This is a genomic window from Albidovulum sediminicola (assembly GCF_025751575.1).
Lineage (GTDB): Bacteria > Pseudomonadota > Alphaproteobacteria > Rhodobacterales > Rhodobacteraceae > Albidovulum > Albidovulum sediminicola.
On sequence record NZ_JAOWLA010000015.1, the window covers coordinates 77313 to 98246 of the forward strand.

Here is a 20934-nt window from a genome sequence, read left to right on the forward strand (position 1 = left end):
GCGGGCAGGGGCTAGACGGTGCGCGCCGCCTGGGGCGCCCCCTCCTGCCCAGGATCAGCGCCGATGGATTCGGCGCTTGACGGATGTGTGGCTCCGGATACGGTACAGGTAGGAACAGGTTCGGTGAGTAACCCATGTCCACCCGGATCGGAATCGCAAAGTCTGAACTCGTCGCCCAGACGCTGGAGCGCGAGATCCGCGAGGGTCGCGTCGCACACGGCGAGCTGCTTGAAAGCGAGGGCGCGCTCATGCGGCGCTTCGCGGTCAGCAGGAACACCGTGCGCAAGGGGCTGGAGCTTCTGACCCGGCAGGGTCTGATCACCACGCGCTCGGGCATCGGATCCTTCGTGACCTATGACGGGACGACCATCGACAGCAACCTGGGCTGGACCGTCGCGCTGTCGCACGGGGCAGGCGAGGTGATCACGCGCCTCCTGCGGCTTGGCCGTGGGGCGAGTGCGCGCGCGGACCGGATGCTCGGGTCGGTGCAGGAATACCTCTGCGTCGATCGCCTGCGGTTCTGCACCGGAGCGAAACAGGGGATTTCGCTGGAGCGCAGCCGCCTGCCCTGGCGCGATGCCTACGCCGAGGCGGCCGCGAACGGGCTGACGGATCAATCGCTGAACCGCACCCTGGCCGATCTGGGTCTCTTTGCCGCGAAGGGGCAAGAGACGGCGGGCGTCATCCCCGCGCTTTCCGAGGTCGACGCCACGATCATGGAGCGGCCCGCGGGCACCCCGATGCTGCGCCTCGAACGCGTCACGCGCTGCGCGGACGGCAGCGTCCTCGAATATGTCGATAGCATCCTTGATCCCGCGCGCTTCGGCCTGAGGATCGACTTCTGATGGGCGGGCGGGGGCAGCAGATGGATCGCGCGCTCGGGGCCCTGATGGGGGTTGCGCTGGGCGACGCGCTGGGGATGCCGTCGCAGACGCTGCCGCGCGCGCGTATCGAGGATGCCTATGGCCGGATCAGCGACCTTGTCGATCCCTTCCCCGACCATCCCGTGTCGCACGGTCTGCGCGCGGGCATGGTCACGGACGACACCGAACAGACCTTGCTTCTTGCTGAGTTGATGATCCGCTCGCCGGAGCGCTTCGACGACCGTGCCTGGGCCGAGGCGCTGCTTGGCTGGGAACGGGATGTGCGCGCCCGAGGGCTGCGCGACCTTCTCGGCCCTTCGTCGAAGCGCGCGCTCGAGGCGCTCGCGGCCGGTGCGCCGGCCAGCGAGACGGGGCGCGCCGGAACGACCAACGGGGCGGCCATGCGCATCGCCCCGGTCGGCATCGCCACACCGCCGGAAGACCCCGCAGCCCTCGTCGCCCGTGTTGCGGAAGCCTGCCGGGTGACGCACAACACCCGCGAGGCGATCGCCGCCGCGGCCGCCGTTGCCATGACGATCAGCCTTGGCGTGGAGGGGGCGACCTTCGAAGCGGCCTGCGGCCCCGCGATCGAAGCTGCGCGGATCGGATCCACCCTCGGCGCGCCGGTCGGCGAGGCGGATATCGCGGGCCTGATCCTTGCCGCGCTTCACATCGCCGAACGTGGATCGGAAGACGAACTGGTCGCGCGGATCGGCACCTCGGTCGCGAGCCGGGAGGCCGTTCCCGCCGCCTTCGGCGTGGTCGTCCTCGCCCAGGGCGATCCGTGGCGGGCGGGGGTGATCGCGGCGAATATCGGTGACGATACCGACACCATCGGCGCCATCGCCTGCGCCATGGCAGGCGCCTGTTCCGGTCTTGGGGCCTTCCCGGCTGACAAGGTCGAACAGGTTCGGGCGGCAAATGGGCTGGACCTTGCCCCGATCGCCGAGGGGCTTCTGGCGATCCGGGACCGGCGCCGATCCGGGGTGCGACCATGACCGGCCGCCTCATCCAGCTGTCCGGTGTGATCGTGGATCACATCTATTGGGTGGAGGCCGTTCCCCGCGCCGGCGAGGAAGCCATCGTGCGCCGGTCCGCGATCTGCGCGGGCGGGGGCTATAACGCGATGGTCGCGGCGCGGCGCGCCGAGATGGCGGTCGCCTACGCGGGGACGCTGGGCACCGGTCCCTTTGCCGAGATCGCGGCTGCGGCGCTTTTGGCCGAGGGGATCGAGACGCTGCGCCCCAGGCTGGCCGGCGCCGACCAGGGCTGCTGCACCTGTCTCATCGACCGGGCGGGCGAGCGGACCTTCGTCGCCTCATCTGGGGCGGACGGGATCGTGACCTCCGCCGACCTGGACGGCCTTGCGGTAGCAGCCGACGACTGGTGCCTATTGTCGGGATATGCGCTGGGCTACCGCGAAAGCCGCGCGGCGCTGACCGGCTGGCTTGAGGCGCGGGCCGGGCAGGTCCAGCTTGTCTTCGACCCCTCGCCGCTTGTGGCGGAAATCCCCGAAGGAAGCTGCGCCGCCGCGCTTGGTGCCGCAACCTGGCTCAGCGCCAACCGGGCGGAGGCCGCAGCCCTCGTCGGCCGGGCGGACCCCGGCGACGCGGCCGCCGCGCTCGCCCGGGGGCGGAGGGGCGGGGCCATCGTCCGCGACGGCGCGAACGGATGCTTCCTTGCGTGTGACGGTGGGGCGGCCCGGCATGTTCCCGGCCATCCGGTGCATGCCATCGACACCAACGGTGCGGGCGATGCCCATATCGGTGCCTTCATCGCGGCGCTCGCCGACACGGGCGATGCCCTTTACGCGGCGCGGTTCGCCAATATCGCCGCCGCGCTTTCGACAACCCAAGAAGGGCCGTCAACGGCCCCGCAGAAGAACGACGTCCTGGCAGCGCTCGGCAAGGCCGAGGACCCTGCGCGGACGGCATGACACTACCGCCAAAAGGAGGAACACATGAACAGACTGCTTCTGACGTCCGCGCTGGTTCTCGCCGCCAACGGCGCGCTGGCCGACGAAATCCGCGTCCTGAACTGGCAGGGCTACGGCACGGATCTCGACTGGGCGATCGCCGCCTACACGGAAAAGACCGGCAACACGGTCGTCCACGAATACTTCACCTCCGAACAGGAGATGCTGACCAAGCTGCGCACCAATCCGGGCGCCTATGACGTGGTCTTGATCAACTCCGCCTATACGGCGCAGGCCAAGGACGAAGGGCTGATCGATCCGATCGACAGCTCGATGATCCAGAACTTCGCCGATCTCGATCCGTCCCTGACCGGGAATGAGGACCTGAACCCCGGCGGTGCGCTTCATGGCGTGCCCTGGACCTGGGGCCTGACCTCCATCGCGGTCAACACCAACGACTTTGCCGAGATGCCGACATCGCTTTCGGTGCTCTGGGACCCGCAGTGGAAGGGGCGCGTTTCGATCCGCGACGACGGACTTGAGGCGGTGCAGTTCGCCGCCATGGCGCTGGGTCAGAATATCAACCAGATCACCGACCTCGACGCGATCAAGGCGAAGCTGACCGAGCTTCTGCCGCAGATGACGACTTTCTGGAGTTCCGAGAACGACTGGAACCAGTTCATGTCGGCGGGCGATTTTGCGGTGGCCACCTACTGGTCGGGCTCGGCCTCACGCTCGCAGGCGAAGGGGCTGCCGATTGCCTTCGTCGTCCCCGAAGAGGGCGCCATCGGCTGGCTTGACGGTCTGTCGATCCCCTCAACCTCCACCCACAAGGAGGCCGCGGCGGCCTTCATCGACTGGATGGTGGACCCGGCATTCTACGTCAAATGGGACGCCGAGGGGGCGCCGGTATCCTCGAACACCAAGGCGCTGGCGGAACTGCCGGAGACGAGCTTCAACCGGAAGCTTGTCGAGGATCCGGCGACGGTCGCGCGGGTGCAGTTCATGAAGCCGGTCTCCGACGCGGATCGGGAGACCTACCTGAAGCTCTGGCAGGATCTGAAGGCGGCCCAGTAAGGCTGGGGGAAGGAGGGGGCAGATGGCGATGACCCTTGCAGGGCGGGACCGCCGCAGGGCCCTGGCGCTTCTGTCCCCTGCCTATCTCTGGCTGACGGTGGCGGTCTTTCTGCCGCTGTCGGCCATGGCCTTCTTCAGCTTCCTGTCCGACGTGCCGTTCGGCGGGAAGGATTGGCACGCGACGCTCGACAACTACCGCGCCTTCTTCCAGACCGCGACCTACGCGACGCTGCTGTGGAAGTCGCTGAAGCTCGGCCTGATTGTCACCGTGGTGTCGGTGGTTGTCGGCTTTCCCTGCGCCTATGTGCTTGCCAAGATCGTGAAGGGCCGATCGCGCGAGGCGCTGTTTCTGTTGGTGATCCTGCCGTTCTGGTCGAACTCGCTGGTGCGCATCTTCTCCTGGGCCATCGTGCTGCGCGGGAACGGCGTTCTGGACCGGGCGGTGAATGCGATCCTGCCCTGGGACGTGAAGCTGAACCTGATGTTCAGCCCGACGGCCATCGTGATCGGGCTTGTCCATTCCTACCTGCCTTACGTGATCCTGACCTCCTACCTCGCGCTTCAGGCCATCGACGACAGCCTGATCGAGGCGGCGCGGTCGCTGGGCGCCAGGCGCCGGACAATTCTCTGGCGGCTGATCCTGCCGCTGGCGGCGCCCGGCATCCTCGCCGGTGCGGTTTTGATCTTCGTGCCGGTCGTGGGCTCTTTCATGGAGCCCCGGCTCCTCGGCGGCAGGGTCGGCACCTATTACGGCACGGTGATCGAGGATCAGTTCGTCGCCGTCTTCAACTGGCCGCTGGGCGCGGCGCTGTCGTTCATCCTTCTGGCCGTCGTTCTGGCCATCCTTGCCGCGGCAAGCCCGATCCTGCGGAGGGCACGGACATGAGCAACGGCTTTCTGGCCCATCTTGGCCGCGCCTATGTCGGGCTGATCCTGTTCTTCCTTTACGCCCCCATCCTCGTCATGGCGGCGATGTCCCTCAACGCGTCGGAGTTCTACCAACTGCCGTTCAGGGGATCGACGGAGTGGTACGCGCGGCTTTGGCACAACGGTGAAATCCTGTCGGCCGCTTGGCGCTCGGTCTGGATCGCGGTCATCGTGACCCTCATCGCGACCACGCTCGGGACGGCAGCGTCTGTCGCGCTCTTCCGCCACGACTTCCGGGGCAAGCGCGTGCTGCAGGTCCTGCTGTTCCCGCCCATCGCGATCCCCTGGCTCATCACCGGCACGGCCATGCTGATCTTTTTCTTCGGCATCGGCCTCGGGCGCGGGACGCCTGCCGTCATCATCGGCCATGTCGCACTGGCGCTTCCCTATGTGATCGTGGTCGTGTCGGCGCGCCTGGCGACCTTCGACCGCACGCTGGAAGAGGCCGCGCGGTCGCTTGGCGCGACCCCCTGGCAGATCACCCGCGCCGTCACGGTGCCTTGGATCCTGCCCGGCATCATTGCCGGGGGGCTTTTCGCCTTTGCCGTCAGCTTCGACCAGTTCGTCGTCTCCTACTTCCTGTCCGAACCCGGGGACACGACGCTGCCGGTTTTGATCTACACCTCGATCCGCAAGGGCTTCACGCCCGAGATCAACGCGATCTCGACCATCATCATCGCCCTGTCGATGGGCATCATGCTGCTTGCGGCGCGGTATTCCAATTTCGGGGGGGAACGCTGATGGCCGAGGTCAGGGTTGAAAATCTGGTCAAGACCTATGGCGCGGCACGGGCGCTCGACGAGGTGACGCTCGACTTTCCCGATGGCGGCTTCTTCGGGCTTCTTGGTCCCTCCGGCAGCGGCAAGACGACGCTTCTGCGCGCGATTGCGGGATTTGTCCTGCCTGAAACGGGCCGCGTCCTGATCGCCGACGAACCGGTGGAGAATGTCCCGGTCGAAAAGCGCGGGATCGGCATGGTCTTTCAGAACTACGCGCTCTTCCCGAACATGACCGTCGCAGAGAATATCGCCTTCGGGCTCGATGTCCGCAAGGTCGGCGCGGCCGAGAAGAAGCGCCGCGTGACGGAGGCGCTGGATCTGGTTCAGCTTGGCGCCTTTGGCGCGCGCAAACCGCATCAGCTTTCCGGCGGTCAGCGCCAGCGCGTCGCGATGGCCCGCGCCATCGTCACCCGGCCGCGCGTGCTCTTGCTCGACGAACCGCTCTCGGCGCTCGACAAGGCGCTGCGGGTCGACATGCAGATCGAGCTCAAACGCATCCAGCGGGAGATTGGCATCACCACGATCTTCGTCACCCACGACCAGGAAGAGGCGCTGACGCTGTCGGACCGGATCGGCATCCTGAAGGATGGCCGCCTCATCCGGCACGGTCCGCCGCGCGAGGTCTACGACGATCCCCGCGACAGCTTCACGGCGACCTTCCTGGGCGACGCGCGGATCTTCTCCGGCACGCGCGAGGCGGATGGGCTGCGCCTGGCGGACGGGACGCTGGTTCCGGGCGCCCAGGGGGCGACGATCGCCGTGCGGCCCGAAAACTTCCAGCTCTCGGCATCCGAGCCCAACGCGCCCTGCCGCCTGCGCGCGCACCTCGTCCAGAAGATATTCGGCGGCGCGCTCGGCACATGCCTGCTCGACTGGCAGGGCGAGGTCATCAAGGTCGTCGGCCGCGACGCCGACTTCCGTGCCCTGCCCGAAAGCGGCCCGGTCTGGGTCAGCTGGCAGCCGGAGCACAGCGTGACGATCAGCCCCTGACGACCGGCGCGCGATCACAAGCCCCCGCCAACTTTCTGCGAACCCTTTTGGATCTGGCGCATCAAAGAGACAGGTGCCCGCTGATGCGGGACCGCCAGAGCATGAAAGGAAACCAGATGAAAACGGCTTTGCTTGTGGCTGCGGCCACCTTCCTCCTTCCCGTCGGCAGCGCGTTGGCGCATGAGGAGGGGGCGCTGCAGATGTCGCCTCCGGGCGCGCCCTATATTCAGGTCAGCGACGCCTTGCCGCTGCCCGAGTTCATTCCCGGCCTCGGCACGCTTTTCGTCGATCCCGCGACGCTTCCGGCGGGGCCGTTCCTGGCCTATGATCATGACGGGCGGCTTTCGGCGACGATTTACATGACGCCGCTCGACGATCTGCGCAACGGCACCTCCTACGACGGCTTGGGGGTGGGCAGCCACACGGTTTCCTCGGTCGATATCTATTACAACGCCGGGCATCCGGGCGTGGAGGCGCCGCACGCGCATGTCGTCCTGTTCCATGACGAGGACGCCAAATCGAGGCTTGCCGAGTGATGCCGGCCCGCCGACAGGTTCTGGCGATCGGGGGTGGCGTGTTCGCCGCCCTCGGACGCCCGCGCGCCCTTTGGGCCGACCCGGTCGAGAGCGTGGAGATGAAGGGCACGGCCCGTGGCGAACGCATCTGGTTTGCGCCCGTCGGTCTTGCCGTCATGCCCGGCACCACGGTGCGCTTCACGAACCGCGATCCTGGCAATAGCCATACCTCGACGGCCTATCACCCCGACATCCTGGATCGGCAGTTGCGCATTCCGCCCGACGCCGCGCCGTGGGACAGCGACTTTCTTCTTCCCGGCGAAAGTTTCGAGGTCACGCTGACGGTTCCGGGGGTGTATGATTACTACTGCATGCCGCATGAGATGGCGGGCATGGTCGGACGCATCGTGGTGGGACGGCCCGGCGATCCGGGCTGGCAGGGCGCCGCCCCCGACAGCGCCGATCTTGAGCCCGACGCACTGGCAGGCTTCCCGCCGGTGGACGAGATCCTCGCCAAAGGCCGGATCCTGAAGGAGGAAGCGCGATGACATCGGCGTCCAGAGTCCCGACCAGCGATCGGGCCCGCGCGATCGGCCGCGATGCCGACGAGGCAGAGTTGATCGCGGCGGCATTGGCCAGATCGGGGGGGCGAGCAGACGCGGCGGTGCGTGAACTGATCCGGCGCAACAACCCGCGCCTGTTCCGGGTCGCCAGAGGGATCGTCCGAAGCGATGCCGAGGCCGAAGAGGTTGTGCAGGAGACCTATCTTGCCGCCTTCGGGCGTCTGGACAGCTTCCAGGGCGGCGCTGCGTTCTCGACATGGATCACCCGCATCGCGATCAACAACGCGCTGATGCGCCAGCGCCGCCAGCACCCGGAGGAGGAGTACGATACCGTGAACGAGCGCGACGATCCTTCGGTCCTGCCCTTCCCCGGACAGGCCCCCGAAACCGCCGAGGCGCAGCTTGGCCGCCTCCAGTTGCGGCGACTGCTGGAACAGGCGGTTGGCGGGCTGCCGCCGGAGCTGCGCCTGATCTTCGTGCTGAGCGAAACCGAAGGCATGACCACAAGGGAGATCGCGCGCGATCTCGAACTCAATCCGATTACCGTCAAGACAAGGCTTTTCCGCGCGCGCCGATGGTTGAGGGCCGATCTGCAGCGCCGTGTGAAGGGCGGCTTCGACGCGATCTTTCCCTTCGACGGCGCGCGCTGCTCGAACATGGCGGACCGCGTCGTGCGGGCACTGGGCGCGAAGGGACACCTCTGACGCCGTCGGGCGCGGGGGACGGTCAGGCCTGCGCGGCAGGCGCCCACTTCGAGAGGTCCCGAAGGCTCATCGCGTATCGCCACATGCGCGGCGTCAGCGGGTATCTCTTTCTGAAATGCGGGTTGAATGTTGAAAGCTCGGTGAAGGCCACCGCAATGACGGGCAGCTCGGACTGTTCTTGCTGGCGTATGCGGGTTCGACAAGGCGGCCTCGACCGGCGGCACGCAGGTCAACCAGCGGATCTATCTCCGGGACGAAAACCGGCGCCCGCCGGACGCTGATGAACGGAAAGCTTCAGGTCCTCGGGCGCATCGGCTCGATGGTGAAGCTGCGCGGCTACAGCGTCATGCCGGGCGTCGTCGAGCAGGCCTTCGCCCAGCGGGCTGGGCGCGCAACTTTGTCGGCCTCGACACCGGCATGGTCGGGCCGTTCGGGGATCCTACCGGCAGAAGGGGTTCTGCCATCTTACTCATGGTGAGATCACGTCCGACAACTGGTTCATTCGCCCCGGCGTGACGCTGAGCGGTTTGCAGCAACGTGCATGGGCCCCGCCGCCGCGCAGGGGACAGGGCCCATTTCCACCCGCTCGTTCGAGGCTGAACTTCTCGGCTAGCCCCCGCGACCTTGGGCGATGGCAGCCCCAGTTTCTAGCGTCGGGTCTGATAGACCCGGATGATCCCCTCGCGCAGGACCGACCTGGCGTTGTCGCGGGTGAACTTCAGATGCCGGTTCAGGGCGGCGATCCCGGCCGCGCGGTCGCCCGCCACCAAGGCTCTGGCGATGTTGAAATGCTCGGTGAAGTCCGCGCCTTCGCGGATCGGCGTCTCGATCTCGATCTCGCGGATGAAGCGGATGCGCGCGTTGATGGTCTCGATCATCGCGCTTAGCACCGCGTTGCGCGCCATTCTGAAGATCCGCATGTGGAAATCCTCGTCGGCGCGCGCGGTCATCTTCGGGTCGGCGGTCTTCAGGGTCGCATCGATCGCGCTCCAGAACGACAGAAGCTCCTCGGCCTCCTCCTTCGTTCCGCGCTCGAAGGCGCGTTCAAGCGCCTCCCGCTCAAGGCAGAGCCGCGTCTCGGCAAGATCGAACAGTTCCGCATCGGTAAGCGAGCGCGCGAAGAACCCGTAGTTCGGACGGAAGGTGATGAGCCCCTCCGTCACCAGCCGGTTGAGCGCGTCGCGCACCGGCGAGCGGCTGACCCCCAAGGCGCTGGCAAGCGCGGCTTCGTTGATGCTTTCATCGGGCAGGAATTCATAGGAAATGGCCATCTCCCGGATGCGGTCGTAGACCGCCTTTCCGGGCCGTGGCTTCCGTACCGGCGCTTCCATCTTCTTCGACGCTGTCATTTGTCCGCTTTGTCCGACACAGTCTGGATGTTCATATCGTTCATTGACTCTGCCCGCCCAGACGACCCGAAGGATTGACCTGAAAATATCATACAATATTGTGTGAAGTGAAGTAAGGAGACATCGATGTCCTATTTCGGCCTGGAAGGCAAAGTCGCGCTGGTCACGGGGGCGTCATCTGGCCTTGGCGCGCATTTCGCCGAAACGCTCGCGGGGCAAGGCTGCGTGGTCGCCATCGCCGCGCGCAGGGCGGATCGCCTGGCCGCGCTTGCGGCGGCGATCGCAAAGAAGGGGGGCACGGCGATCCCCATCGCGCTGGACGTGACCGACCGCGCGGCCGTCGCCGAGGGCCTGGCGCGGATCGAGGAGGAGGCGGGTCCCGTCGAAATCCTGGTCAATAACGCGGGCATGGCGGGGCGGCACCCGTTCCTGACCGCCCCGGAGGAGGAAACCGCCGCCGTCGTCGCGGTCAACCAGACGGCGGTCTGGGACGTGGCGCAGCTTGTCGCGCAGCGCCTGGTCCACCACGCCAAAGCGGGCTCGATCATCAACATCGCCTCGATCACCGGGCTGCGCGCCGTCGGCGGGGCGGCGAGCTATGCCATGACCAAGGCGGCGGTCGCGCATCTGACGCGGCTGCAGGCGCTGGAACTGTCCCGCCACGGCATCCGCGTGAACGCAATCGCGCCCGGCTACTTCCTGACCGAACTGACCGAAGACTTCCTGCAAAGCGATGCGGGCACCGCGCTTGCCAAGCGCATTCCGATGCGCCGCATCGGCAAGGCCGAAGAACTGGATGGCGTTCTCCTCTTGCTGGCCTCGGGTCGCAGCAGCTTCATGACCGGCGCCGTCATACCGGTCGATGGCGGCCATCTTCTCTCAAGCCTTTGATCCCGGAAAGGAGCCGACATGGATTTCAACCTGCCCGCCGAGATCGATGCGATCCGTCTGAGGACACGCGCCTTCATCGCCGACAAGGTCCTGCCGCTGGAGGTCGACCCTGCGAATTACGATGCGCACGAGAACATCCGCCCCGATCTGTTGGAACAGGTGCGCGCGAAGGCGAGGGCGGCGGGGCTCTGGGCGCCGCAGGCCCCTCGGGACCGGGGCGGGATGGGCCTGCCGCATATCGGCTGGGCGGCAGTCTACGAGGAGGCGAACCGTTCGATCTTCGGACCGGCCTGCCTGAACTGCGCCGCACCCGACGACGGCAACATCAACCTTCTGGCCCGGATCGGGACCGAGGCGCAAAAGCGATGGTGGCTCGACCCGCTGATCGCGGGAGAGGTGCGGTCGGCCTTCGCGATGACCGAACCGCATCCGGGTGGCGGCTCCGATCCCAACATGATGCTGACCAAGGCGGAGCGGAAAGGCGACAACTGGGTGGTCTCGGGGCGCAAGTGGTTCATCACCGGCGCGGAGGGCGCACGCCATTTCATCCTGATGGCGCGCACCTCGGACGACCCGCGCAAGGGGCTGACGGCGTTCCTTTACCACGCCGATCAGCCCGGCTGGCGGATCGAGCGCCGCATCCCGATCATGGGCCCGGAAGAGCACGGGGGGCATTGCGAGATCGTCTACGACGGGTTGGAGATCGCGGACGAAAACCGGCTTCTGAACGTCGGCGATGGGCTGAAGGTTACACAGATGCGCCTGGGGCCAGCACGGCTGACCCATTGCATGCGCTGGCTGGGGCTGGCCAAGCGCGCGATGGAGATCGCGGCCGAATACACCAGCCGGCGCGAGGGCTTCGGCATTCGCCTCGCCGACCGAGAATCCGTCCAGATCAAGATGGGCGAACTGGCGCATGAGATCCAGATCGGGCGGCTTCTGGTGATGCACGCCGCCTGGAAGCTCGACCAGGGCGATTTCGCCCGCAAGGAGGTCTCCTCGGCCAAGGTCCATGTCGCCAACACCTTGCACAAGGCGGTCGATACCGCGATCCAGCTGAACGGCGCGCGTGGCTATTCAAAGGACACGGTTCTGGAATGGATCTACCGCTATGCCCGTCAGGCAAGGCTCGTCGATGGCGCGGACGAGGTCCACAAGATGGTGCTGGCCCGCAACTACGCGGCCGAGGGCATGGACTACTGGTCCTGGGGGCGATGAGGGGTGGCGACGGATCTTGCCCCCCGTTTCGTGGCGCTTGGCCCCTGGCTTCAGGGCGCGCTTGGCGCGCGCTCGATGGCGATCGCGCGGATGGAGAAGCTGTCAGGCGGCGCGATCCAGGAAAACTGGCTGATCGAGTTGGTGGTCGAGGGCGGCCCGCGCGCGGGGGCACAGGCCTGGGTGCTTCGGACCGATGCGCCTTCGACCATCTCCACCTCACTGGGGCGGCCGGAGGAGTTCGCGATCCTGCGCGTCGTGCACGCGGCGGGGGTGACGGCCCCAGAACCGATCCTGCTCTGCGAGGATGCGGGCGTCATCGGCCGGCCTTTCTACCTGATGGCGCGGGCGGGCGGGTCGGCGCAGGGCCGCAAGCTGGTCCGCGATCCGGGGCTTGCGAGCTTCGGCCCGGCGTTGGCCGAGCGGCTTGGCGCGGAACTGGCAAAGCTGCACCGGGTTCGCCCGCCGGTCGCGGACCTCGCGTTCCTGCCCGTCCCGGCGGGGCACCCGGCGCTGACGCGCATCGCCCGCTACCGCGCCGATCTGGATGCGCTGCCCGAGGGGCATCCGGTTCTGGAATTGGCGCTGAACTGGCTGGAGGCCAACGCGCCGCCGCCAAACGGCGTCGTGCTTTGCCACACCGATTACCGCACCGGGAACTACATGGTCGAGAACGGCGCGCTGACCGCCATCCTTGACTGGGAGTTCACGAGCTGGAGCGACCCCGACGAGGATATCGGCTGGCTTTGCGCTCGATGCTGGCGCTTCGGCAACGACGCGCTGAAAGTCGGCGGGATCGCCGGGCTCGACCCGTTCCTGAAGGGCTATGAGGCCGCGAGCGGGCGCCAGGTGGACCGCGCGCGGCTTCCCTACTGGCAGGTGATGGCGGAACTGCGCTGGGCGGTCATCGCGCTGCAGCAGGGGGAGCGCTGCCGCTCCGGCACCGAGGTCACGCAGGAGCTGGCGCTGACCGGCCTTATGGCGGCGGAGATGGAACTGAACATCCTCAACCTGATCGAAGGGGCGGGCGCATGAGCGCGGGACAGATCGACACCGCCCTGCTGAGGGCGGCGCAGCGGGAGTTCGTCGAGAAGATCCTTCCCGGGCTGACGGGGGAGAACCGCTATACCGGCGCGATGCTCAAGCGCGCGCTGGATGTTCTGCTGGCCCAGGCGACCTCCGAAACAGCGCCGGACGCGGTCCCGCAGGCGGCCGGTTTCGGTGCGCCGGGGGCGCTGGCGGCGGCTCTGCGCGCCGATCGCACGGCGCCCTCGCCTGCTCTTTTGTCGGCGCTGCGCGGCTTTGTCGAAGCCAAGCTTCGGATCAGCAATCCGAAATTCCTTGAAGAGACCCGCAATGGGCCGGAAGGGGCACGCTCATGAGCCTTCTGACGGTCGATCTGGCCGACAAATACGACCTCTCGAAGAAGCGGATCTTCATCACCGGGACGCAGGCCCTGATCCGGCTGTGCCTGACCCAAAGCCACCGCGATCGCAAGGCGGGCCTGAACACCGCGGGCTATGTGACGGGGTATCGCGGCTCGCCGCTTGGCGGGCTCGACGCGCAGTTCCCGCGCGCGAAGGCCCAACTGGACAAGGCGCGAGTGATCTATGAGCCCGCCCTGAACGAGGATCTGGCCGCCACCGCGCTCTGGGGGGCGCAGCAGGCCGAGATGCGGGGCGAGGGCGCCTATGACGGCGTTTTCGGCATGTGGTACGGCAAGGGGCCGGGCGTGGACCGGTCGGGCGACGCGCTGCGTCACGCGAACCTTGCCGGGTCGTCGCGCCATGGCGGCGTGCTGGTCTTGATGGGCGACGATCACACCTGCGAAAGCTCCACCACCTGCCATCAGAGCGACTACGCGCTGATGGACGCGATGATCCCGGTCCTGAACCCCGCAAGCGTGGCGGAGATCCTGGAATACGGCCTGCACGGCTGGGCGCTGTCGCGGTTCTCCGGCCTCTGGGTCGGGCTGAAATGCGTAAAGGATAACATCGAATCCACCGCCTCGATCTGGGCCGATCCGGATGCGGTCGTCCCGGTCCTGCCCAACTTCGACATGCCGGCGGGTGGGCTCAACATCCGCGCGGGCGACCCGCCGCAGGAACAGGAGGCCCGCCTGCACCGCCACAAGGTCGAGGCCGCCCGCGCCTACGCGCGGGCCAACGGGCTGGACAATACCGTGTGGAGCGGCGGCACGCGCCCCCGCATCGGCATCGTTTCGACCGGCAAGTCCTGGATGGATGTGCTTTCGGCGCTTCAGATCCTCGGCATCGATCGCGCCCGCGCCGATGCGATGGGGCTCGCGCTTTACAAGGTGGGCATGTCCTGGCCGCTGGAACCCGAGGGGATCTCGGCCTTTGCCGCCGGCCTCGATCAGGTGATCGTGGTCGAGGAAAAGCGCGGCCTGATCGAGGAGCAGCTGCGCGCCATCCTTTACGGACGCGCAGAGGCACCCCGCAGCATCCTCGGCAAGCGGGACGAGGACGGCCGTGTGCTGTTTCAGGCCGAACTGGCGCTGAACCCCTTGCAGATCGCGGCGGCTGTCGGCGCACGCCTTCCCGACGACGCGGCCCGCACGGCCGCCACCGGCGCTGCCGCCGAGCTGAACCGCGAACGCGAGGTGCTGGGGCTGAAGCGTGGCATGTATTTCTGCGCGGGATGCCCCCATAACAGCTCGACCGTCATGCCAGAGGGCGCGCGCGGCTATGCCGGGATCGGCTGTTCCTGGATGAGCCAGACGATGGACCGGGGCGTCGATGGCTATACCCACATGGGCGCGGAAGGCGCGAACTGGATCGGAGAGAGCAAGTTCTCGACCCGCCGCCACGTGTTCCAGACGCTGGGCGATGGCACCTACAATCATTCCGGGCTTCTCGCCGTCCGCGCGGCGATCGCCGCGAAGACCAACATCACCTACAAGATCCTTTACAACGACACCGTCGCCATGACCGGCGGGCAGGATCATGAGGGCGACCTCAGCCCGTTCCGGATCGCTGCGGAGGTCGTTGCCGCCGGCGTCGCGCGTCTGGCCTTTGTCACCGACCGGCCCGATCTTTATTCGGCCGCGCAGTTCCCGCCCGGCACCAGCATCGACCACCGCGACAAGCTGATCGCGGTCCAGAAAGACCTGGCGCGGGTCGAGGGCTGCACGGTGCTGCTCTACGAACAGACCTGTGCCGCCGAAAAGCGCCGCCGCCGCAAGCGCGGCAGGATGGAGGACCCGGAGAAGCGCCTGTTCATCAACCCGCTCGTCTGCGAGGGCTGCGGCGATTGCGGGGTGCAGTCGAACTGCGTCGCGATCACGCCGCTTGAGACCGAGTTCGGGCGCAAGCGGCAGGTGGACCAGTCGTCCTGCAACAAGGACTATTCCTGCGCCAAGGGTTTCTGCCCCTCCTTCGCCTCGGTCGAGGGGGGCGCATTGCGCAAGCCCGCAGCCGTCGAAAGCGGCCTTCCCGAACTGCAGGACCCCGCGCTGAAACTGCCGCTCGACCGCCCGTTCGGCGTGGTGCTGACCAGCGTCGGGGGCACCGGGGTTGTCACCATCGGCGCGCTTCTGGCGATGGCCGCGCATCTCGAGGGCAAGGGATGCGGCATCATCGACATGCTCGGCATGGCGCAGAAGGGGGGCGCGGTCACCTCGCATATCATGCTGGCTCAGAAGCCGGGTGACATCACCGCGATCCGCGTGGCGCCGGGCCAGGCAGACCTTGTCCTGGGCTGCGACATGGTGGTCAGCGCGGGCGATCAGATCCTTTCGCTCGTTGGCCGCGACCGCAGCCATCTTGTCGTGAACACCCATGAGATGATGACCGGAGACTTCACCCGCAACGCCGACTTCACGCTGCCGGTCAAGCGCATGAAGGCGCGCCTGGCCGAGGCCGTCGCCCAAGGCAACGCCCATTTCGTCGATGCCACCAAGGTGGTGAGGGCGCTCATGGGTGACACGATCGCCGCCAATCTCTTCATGCTGGGTGTCGCCTATCAAAAGGGGCTCGTGCCCCTCTCGGCCAGGGCCATCGAGAAGGCCATCGAACTGAACGGCGTCTCCGTTCCCTTCAATCTGAAGGCCTTTGCGTGGGGCCGTCGTCATGTGCAGGACGAAGCACTGGTAATGGCGCGGGCGGCGCCGGGGCTTGGGGCGAGGTCCACCGAGCCAATGTCGCTGGATCAGCTTGTCGCTCATCGTGCCGCCGATCTGGCCAACTATCAGAGTGCCGCTTATGCGCGGCGCTACACGGCCCTTGTCGAAAGGGTCGCGGCGGTGGACCCGGGGCCTGACAAGGCGTTGAGCATGGCGGTCGCGCGGAACGCCTACAAGCTGATGGCCTACAAGGACGAATATGAAGTCGCGCGCCTCTACACGGACGGCCGCTTCGAAAAGGCTCTTTGCGAGCAGTTTACAGGTGATCTCAAGCTCAGGCTGCAGATGGCGCCGCCGATTTTCTCGAAACGCGACAAGGAGACGGGTCATTTGCAGAAGCGCACCATCGGGCCCTGGATGCTGCGGGCGATGAAGGTGCTCGCCCGGATGAAAGGGCTGCGGGGAACGCCGCTCGACCCCTTCGGGCGCAGCGCGGAACGGCGGATGGAGCGGGCGCTGATCGCGGAGTATTTCGCGACCATCGAGGCTCTCTTGCCGCAGTTGCCCGAAGCCGATTACGCCGTCGCGCTGGCCCTGGCGTCGCTGCCCGAGACGATCCGGGGCTATGGCCATGTGAAGGCGGCAAGTGTCGAGGCCGCCGCGGCCCGCCGCGCCGATCTGCTGGGCCGGCTGGTTCCGGCGGCGTCGGTGCTTTCGAGAGCAGGCTAACGGATCGAGGCGAGGGCGCGCATCAGGCGTTCTGTCCGTTCCGCGAGCCGGTCGATCTCCACGGGTTCGGCAAGTGCGGGGTCGATGTCGCGCACCGCCTCCCGGACCGAGGGCGTATAGACCAGGGTTCCGTCGCCTTCGATCCGTTCCACCCCGTCGCGCCGTCCCTGGCGCCGGTTGTAGACGACGGCGTCCTCGCGTGTCTGCCCCTGCGGCAGATCCAACGCCACCGCGCCGCCGTCGATCCGGACGGGATAGCCGCCCGGCAGGCCCTCCGGCGCGGGGGCGGAAAACCGAAGCGGCACCGCCCCGGGCAGCAGTGCTGCAAGGACCGGGAGCGCCGAGGCCGCCGTGATCTCATTGTAGATCGGCCCGGCGGGGAAGGGCGCGCCCTCATAGGCCAGGGGATCGTGGCGCGCGCCCTCTTCGCCCAGGAAGACCCGAACGCGGTCCTCCGCGTCGAGGGGCATCTGCGCCTTCATCACGTCATAGACCTGACAGTGATGGCCCAGCACGCGGATCTGTTCGTCGCCGGTGAAGTCGTCGCGTTCGACCAGCCGGTGGCGTACCCGCAGGTGCTGGATGCTGACGTTGCCAAGTCCGACGGTCGGGGCCAGTCCACGCGCCGCGAGCATCGGGTGCAGGATATCGGGCATGGTGATGTTCGCCACCGGGGACGTAACACCAAGGTCGCGCAAGACCTCCATCACGTTCAGGAGGATGGGAAGCTGGGCGCCGATCTGCAGGGCGATCCCCGCGCCCGAGATCTTGCGGGCCACCGGGTGGTCGCGGCCGATGATCGACCAAGGGCTGATGAGGCTCGCGCATTGCGCGATCAGGTCGGGCCGGGTCTCGCGCACCAGCGCCGCGATGGCGGATTTGTCGCGCCCGTCGAGCGGCCGGAACTCCACCCGGACCCCGTGGCAGTTGCCGAGCATTGCCGCCCGCGGCCCGGCGGCCGCGGCGTTGAAGTCGGCCAGCACCATCCGCCCGATCGGCGCGCGCGCCAAAAGTCCGTCGGCCATCCGCAGGCCGACATCGCCGGCGCCGATGAAAACTATGGTTGCCGCCATCTGCTCCTCCCGCTCTGGCGCCTTCGCTAGACGGTGAAAAGCCGTCCGTGCTGCGGCATCTTGTCGGTCACGCCGGCGAGCCGCAGGCAATGCCAGGCCAGCGCGTGGTTGGAGGAGGTGACCGGCACGCCAAGCTCCGCCTCGATCGCCGCCACGCTCGCCGCGATCCTGACCGAGGTGCAGGAGATGAAGACGGCGTCCACGTCGTTGCCCTCGGTGATCCGCGCGATGGCGGCCTTGAGGCTTGGCGTGTCGATTGAGGCGACGGTCGGATCGTGCGGCTCGTTGAAGCTGCCGAAGACCGGGACCTCGAACCCTGCCTCTTCCACCGATCTCTGCACGAAGTCGTTCACCGCGCGGGAATAGGGCGTCAGCAGCGCGATCCGCTTCGCGCCGAGCGCGCGGAAGGCGTTGAAGGCGGCAAAGGCGGGGTTGGTGGTCGCGGCCCCCGGCTTGGCGGCCTTCAGGTTCTCTGCCACGGTTTCTGTCCCCAGCACGATCGAGGCGGAGGTGCAGGCGAAGGCCAGCACATCCAACGTGTCGCCGGGCAGGATCAGGTTCGCCGTCGAGGTGATGAGCGGCAGCATCGCCCTCAGCGTCTCGGGCGTGATCTGAGGGGAATTGGCGATGCGCGCATGGTAGACGTCCACGCCGGGCAGCGTGATCATCTGCCGCAACTCGTGTTCCAGCGTGTAGTCCGTGGCAAGGACGATCACGCCGATGCGCGCGCGCGCGGCGATCACACGCTCGGTCGTGAAGGGCAGGTGTTCGATCATCTTCGTTTCAACCGTCATAGCGCATCCCTTCGTTCGAGTGGGTCAGGGCCTTCTGGCCGATCAGGTCGGCGGTCATCCGGGCACAGCCGTTCGACATGGTCCAGCCCATGTGGCCGTGCCCGGTGTTGAGGAAGAGGTTGTCGATGGGGGACCGGTCCACGATCGGCAGGCCGGTCGGTGTCATCGGCCTGAGCCCCGCCCAGTATTCGATGCCCGACGCCCCCAGCTTGTCGCCAAAAAGCTCGCGTGCGCGTGTCAGCATGACGTTGAAATCGGCGGGTTTATGGGCGGTGGAATAGCCCGCGATCTCCGCCGTGGCGGTCAGGCGCAGCCGCTCGCCCATCGGGCAATAGGCCAGCAGGTTCTCCTCATCCACGCCGCCGATGGTCGGCGCCTGGTCGAGGTCGCGGGCCGAGACGGTGACCGAGTAGCCCTTGACCGGGTAGACCGGCAGGGTGAATCCCAGCGTTTCGGCCAGGTGCGGGCTGTAGACGCCAAGGCAAAGGACCACCGCATCGGCCGCGATCGATCCGGCGGACGTTTCGACCGCGCGGATGCTTCCGCCCGCTTTCGTCAGGCCCGTGACCGTAGTGCCGTAGCGGATGTCGGCGCCCATCCCGGTGCAGACCCCGGCCAGGGCGCGGGTGAAAAGCCGCGCGTCCCCGCTGGCGTCCGTTGGCGCGAAGAGACCGCCCGCGATGGCGCCGCGCGCGGTTTCCAGGCCCGGATCGGTCGCAATGACCTCATCCCGGCTCAGTTCCCGGACCTCAAGCCCCTGATCGCGCAAAAGGTCGGCGCGCTGGCTGGCCGCGCTGAACCGCTCCGCGCTCCGGTAGAAGTAAAGCAACCCGCCCCCGCGCCCGTCGTAGGTCACGCCTGTCTCGGCCACGACCTCCTCCAGCATGCGTTGCGAGAACCGGCAAAGCCGCGCCTTCACGCCGGTATTGGCCGCGGCCCGCTCGGCGGTGCATTCGCGCAGGAAGGCCAGCGCCCATTTCCACTGGCGCGGCGAAAGGCGCGGGCTGAAACGGATCGCTTGATCGCCTCGGATGAGCGAGCGCCACATCATGCCGGGCGCGGCGGGCGAGCCCCAGGCATAGGCATGCCCGGGGGCGACAAGGCCCGCGTTCGCGTAGCTCGTGAACTCTGCCGGCGCGTCCGCACGTTCGAGGACGGTGACCGCGTGCCCGTCCCTGAGAAGCTGGTAGGCCGTCGTGATGCCCACCATTCCCGCACCGAGTACGACAATATGCATGGTCCCAACCCTCAGCCAGGCGCCCGCGCCATAGATTAGCGCGCGGCGATCAACCCGATCTCGACCGTGAACTGCGGCGCGGCAAGGCGCGGCGATTCCACCGCGGCGCGGCAGGGCGCGGCCCCACCCTTGGACCATTCGTCCCAGACGCTGTTCATCTCGGCGAAGTCGTCCATGCTGCACAGCCAGATCGTTGCTGTCAGCGCCTTGGACTTGTCGGTGCCCGCGGCGGCCAGCAATTCGTCGATCTGGTCCAGGATCGCCTTGGTCTGCTCGGCCACGCTGGCACCCGGAGCCTTCAGCGCAACTTGGCCGGCCAGATAGACCGTGTCGTTGTGGATCACGGCCTGGCTCATGCGATCGTTGGTGTTCAGGCGTTCGATGGTCATGTCGGATCTCCCCCTTGTTTGGAATGACATTGGGCTAGCACAGGTTTCCAAAAGTGTATACACTTATGTCGCATCGAGGATGGCTGAATGGCGGTGACAAAGCGAAGGGCCGACGGCGTCGAACGGGTCTATGACCACGTCAAGGCCATGGCGATGGATTTCAGCTTCGATCCGGGGCAGAAGGTCAAGGAGGGCGAGCTTGCCGCCGAACTCGGGGTCAGCCGGATCCCGGTGCGCGAGGCGCTCAACCGCCTGGTCGCCGAAGGCTTCGTGACCTTCGTTCCGAACAAGGGCTTCTTCTGCCGCGGAATCGACCTTGCCGAAATCGACGAGATCTACGCCGTGCGCGCCGCGCTGGAGATGTGGGCCTTTCGCACGGCCTGCAAGACCGCCGCACAGGACGCGCTCGACGCGTTCTGCGGGCGTTGGGCCCGCCCGGAGATCACTGGGGAATTCCGCTCGCTCAACCGCTACGACGCGGAGTTCCATTCGAAAATGGCCGCGCTTGCGGGCAACGCCTCTCTGCTGCGGCAGCTCCGCCAGATCGAGGAGAAGATCGCGGCTTTCCGCAATCTCGAACTTGTGGATGCGGATCGCCGGGCCAAGACGCTGGGCGAACACGGGCAGATCGTGAGCCTGCTTGCCAACCGCCAGGGCGAAGCCGGCGCCCTGCTCCTTGAGCGTCACATTCTCAGCAGCGCGCGGAACGCGATCGCGGCGGCCCGGCAACGGCTTGGGCGGCGCGCGGAGGCCGGCGCGCCTTAGCCCCGCGACCGGTTTCGCGAAGCCGCCCAGATCGTGCCCGCGCGGGCGGCTGGGGGCCAGATCGGCGCCGCACGC

Annotated in this window: 22 protein-coding genes; 17 read left to right on the top strand and 5 right to left on the bottom strand. The window is 67.2% G+C overall.

The features are described 5' to 3' along the window. The first annotated feature begins 134 nt into the window (after positions 1–134). The 11 genes from OE647_RS15385 (at position 135) to OE647_RS15435 (ending at position 8811) form a co-directional block, all read left to right on the top strand. Positions 135–845 (top strand): GntR family transcriptional regulator, encoded by a 711-nt coding sequence (locus OE647_RS15385; protein WP_263722644.1) that lies wholly within the window; start codon positions 135–137, stop codon positions 843–845. 20 nt (positions 846–865) lie between these two features. Then, positions 866–1861 carry an ADP-ribosylglycohydrolase family protein gene (locus OE647_RS15390; RefSeq protein ID WP_263722645.1) on the top strand — a complete coding sequence of 332 codons (996 nt, stop codon included), beginning with the start codon at positions 866–868 and terminating at the stop codon, positions 1859–1861. Then, positions 1858–2799, top strand: coding sequence for a PfkB family carbohydrate kinase (locus tag OE647_RS15395; protein ID WP_263722646.1), 942 nt, complete (start codon positions 1858–1860; stop codon positions 2797–2799). The genes OE647_RS15390 and OE647_RS15395 overlap by 4 nt, the downstream gene beginning before the upstream one ends. A 24-nt stretch (positions 2800–2823) precedes the next feature. Next, complete coding sequence (locus tag OE647_RS15400; protein WP_263722647.1) at positions 2824–3855, top strand: ABC transporter substrate-binding protein; 1032 nt, start codon at positions 2824–2826, stop codon at positions 3853–3855. A gap of 22 nt (positions 3856–3877) precedes the next feature. After that, entirely contained in the window at positions 3878–4741 is an 864-nt protein-coding gene (locus tag OE647_RS15405; RefSeq protein ID WP_263722648.1) for an ABC transporter permease, read from the top strand. After that, complete coding sequence (locus OE647_RS15410; protein ID WP_263722649.1) at positions 4738–5523, top strand: ABC transporter permease; 786 nt, start codon at positions 4738–4740, stop codon at positions 5521–5523. Before OE647_RS15405 ends, OE647_RS15410 begins: the two co-directional genes overlap by 4 nt. Continuing rightward, positions 5523–6551 carry an ABC transporter ATP-binding protein gene (locus OE647_RS15415; protein ID WP_263722650.1) on the top strand — a complete coding sequence of 343 codons (1029 nt, stop codon included), beginning with the start codon at positions 5523–5525 and terminating at the stop codon, positions 6549–6551. The genes OE647_RS15410 and OE647_RS15415 overlap by 1 nt, the downstream gene beginning before the upstream one ends. Before the next feature lie 116 nt (positions 6552–6667). Beyond that, a complete protein-coding gene (locus tag OE647_RS15420; protein WP_263722651.1) occupies positions 6668–7087 on the top strand; it encodes a hypothetical protein in 420 nt (139 codons plus the stop codon). Beyond that, entirely contained in the window at positions 7087–7614 is a 528-nt protein-coding gene (locus OE647_RS15425; protein WP_263722652.1) for a plastocyanin/azurin family copper-binding protein, read from the top strand. Before OE647_RS15420 ends, OE647_RS15425 begins: the two co-directional genes overlap by 1 nt. Then, positions 7611–8333 carry an RNA polymerase sigma factor gene (locus tag OE647_RS15430; RefSeq protein WP_263722653.1) on the top strand — a complete coding sequence of 241 codons (723 nt, stop codon included), beginning with the start codon at positions 7611–7613 and terminating at the stop codon, positions 8331–8333. Before OE647_RS15425 ends, OE647_RS15430 begins: the two co-directional genes overlap by 4 nt. A gap of 280 nt (positions 8334–8613) precedes the next feature. Beyond that, positions 8614–8811: a hypothetical protein gene (locus OE647_RS15435; protein WP_263722654.1), complete on the top strand. Its 198-nt coding sequence runs from the start codon at positions 8614–8616 to the stop codon at positions 8809–8811. Positions 8812–8980: 169 nt separating this feature from the next. Here OE647_RS15435 and OE647_RS15440 read toward each other — a convergent pair whose 3' ends face one another. Continuing rightward, positions 8981–9682 (bottom strand): GntR family transcriptional regulator, encoded by a 702-nt coding sequence (locus tag OE647_RS15440; RefSeq protein ID WP_263722655.1) that lies wholly within the window; start codon positions 9680–9682, stop codon positions 8981–8983. A gap of 126 nt (positions 9683–9808) precedes the next feature. Here OE647_RS15440 and OE647_RS15445 point away from each other — a divergent pair, with 126 nt between their 5' ends. The 5 genes from OE647_RS15445 to OE647_RS15465 are packed head-to-tail and all read left to right on the top strand — an operon-like array spanning position 9809 to position 16601. After that, positions 9809–10573, top strand: a complete 765-nt coding sequence (locus OE647_RS15445) for an SDR family NAD(P)-dependent oxidoreductase (RefSeq protein ID WP_263722656.1) — start codon at positions 9809–9811, stop codon at positions 10571–10573. A gap of 18 nt (positions 10574–10591) precedes the next feature. After that, positions 10592–11791 carry an acyl-CoA dehydrogenase family protein gene (locus tag OE647_RS15450; RefSeq protein WP_263722657.1) on the top strand — a complete coding sequence of 400 codons (1200 nt, stop codon included), beginning with the start codon at positions 10592–10594 and terminating at the stop codon, positions 11789–11791. Positions 11792–11794: 3 nt separating this feature from the next. After that, a complete protein-coding gene (locus OE647_RS15455) occupies positions 11795–12823 on the top strand; it encodes a phosphotransferase family protein (RefSeq protein ID WP_263722658.1) in 1029 nt (342 codons plus the stop codon). Next, complete coding sequence (locus tag OE647_RS15460; RefSeq protein WP_263722659.1) at positions 12820–13170, top strand: DUF6285 domain-containing protein; 351 nt, start codon at positions 12820–12822, stop codon at positions 13168–13170. The genes OE647_RS15455 and OE647_RS15460 overlap by 4 nt, the downstream gene beginning before the upstream one ends. Further along, the gene (locus tag OE647_RS15465; protein WP_263722660.1) at positions 13167–16601 is read left to right on the top strand and encodes an indolepyruvate ferredoxin oxidoreductase family protein; all 3435 of its coding nucleotides are present in this window, start codon (positions 13167–13169) and stop codon (positions 16599–16601) included. Before OE647_RS15460 ends, OE647_RS15465 begins: the two co-directional genes overlap by 4 nt. On the opposite strand, the gene OE647_RS15470 is transcribed toward OE647_RS15465, so the two are convergent. Genes OE647_RS15470 through OE647_RS15485 form a run of 4 tightly spaced genes read right to left on the bottom strand, consistent with a single transcriptional unit; the run spans position 16598 to position 20094 of the window. Then, positions 16598–17674, bottom strand: coding sequence for a hypothetical protein (locus OE647_RS15470; protein WP_263722661.1), 1077 nt, complete (start codon positions 17672–17674; stop codon positions 16598–16600). The genes OE647_RS15465 and OE647_RS15470 overlap by 4 nt on opposite strands. A 26-nt stretch (positions 17675–17700) precedes the next feature. After that, positions 17701–18468, bottom strand: a complete 768-nt coding sequence (locus OE647_RS15475) for a maleate cis-trans isomerase family protein (RefSeq protein WP_263722662.1) — start codon at positions 18466–18468, stop codon at positions 17701–17703. Continuing rightward, positions 18458–19705, bottom strand: a complete 1248-nt coding sequence (locus OE647_RS15480) for a D-amino acid dehydrogenase (protein ID WP_263722663.1) — start codon at positions 19703–19705, stop codon at positions 18458–18460. The genes OE647_RS15475 and OE647_RS15480 overlap by 11 nt, the downstream gene beginning before the upstream one ends. Positions 19706–19740: 35 nt before the next feature. Then, positions 19741–20094 carry a RidA family protein gene (locus OE647_RS15485; protein WP_263722664.1) on the bottom strand — a complete coding sequence of 118 codons (354 nt, stop codon included), beginning with the start codon at positions 20092–20094 and terminating at the stop codon, positions 19741–19743. A gap of 87 nt (positions 20095–20181) precedes the next feature. Between OE647_RS15485 and OE647_RS15490 the strand changes: the two genes are divergently transcribed. Further along, on the top strand, positions 20182–20859 hold the full coding sequence (locus OE647_RS15490; RefSeq protein WP_263722665.1) for a GntR family transcriptional regulator: 678 nt from the start codon (positions 20182–20184) through the stop codon (positions 20857–20859). Positions 20860–20934 lie beyond the last annotated feature (75 nt).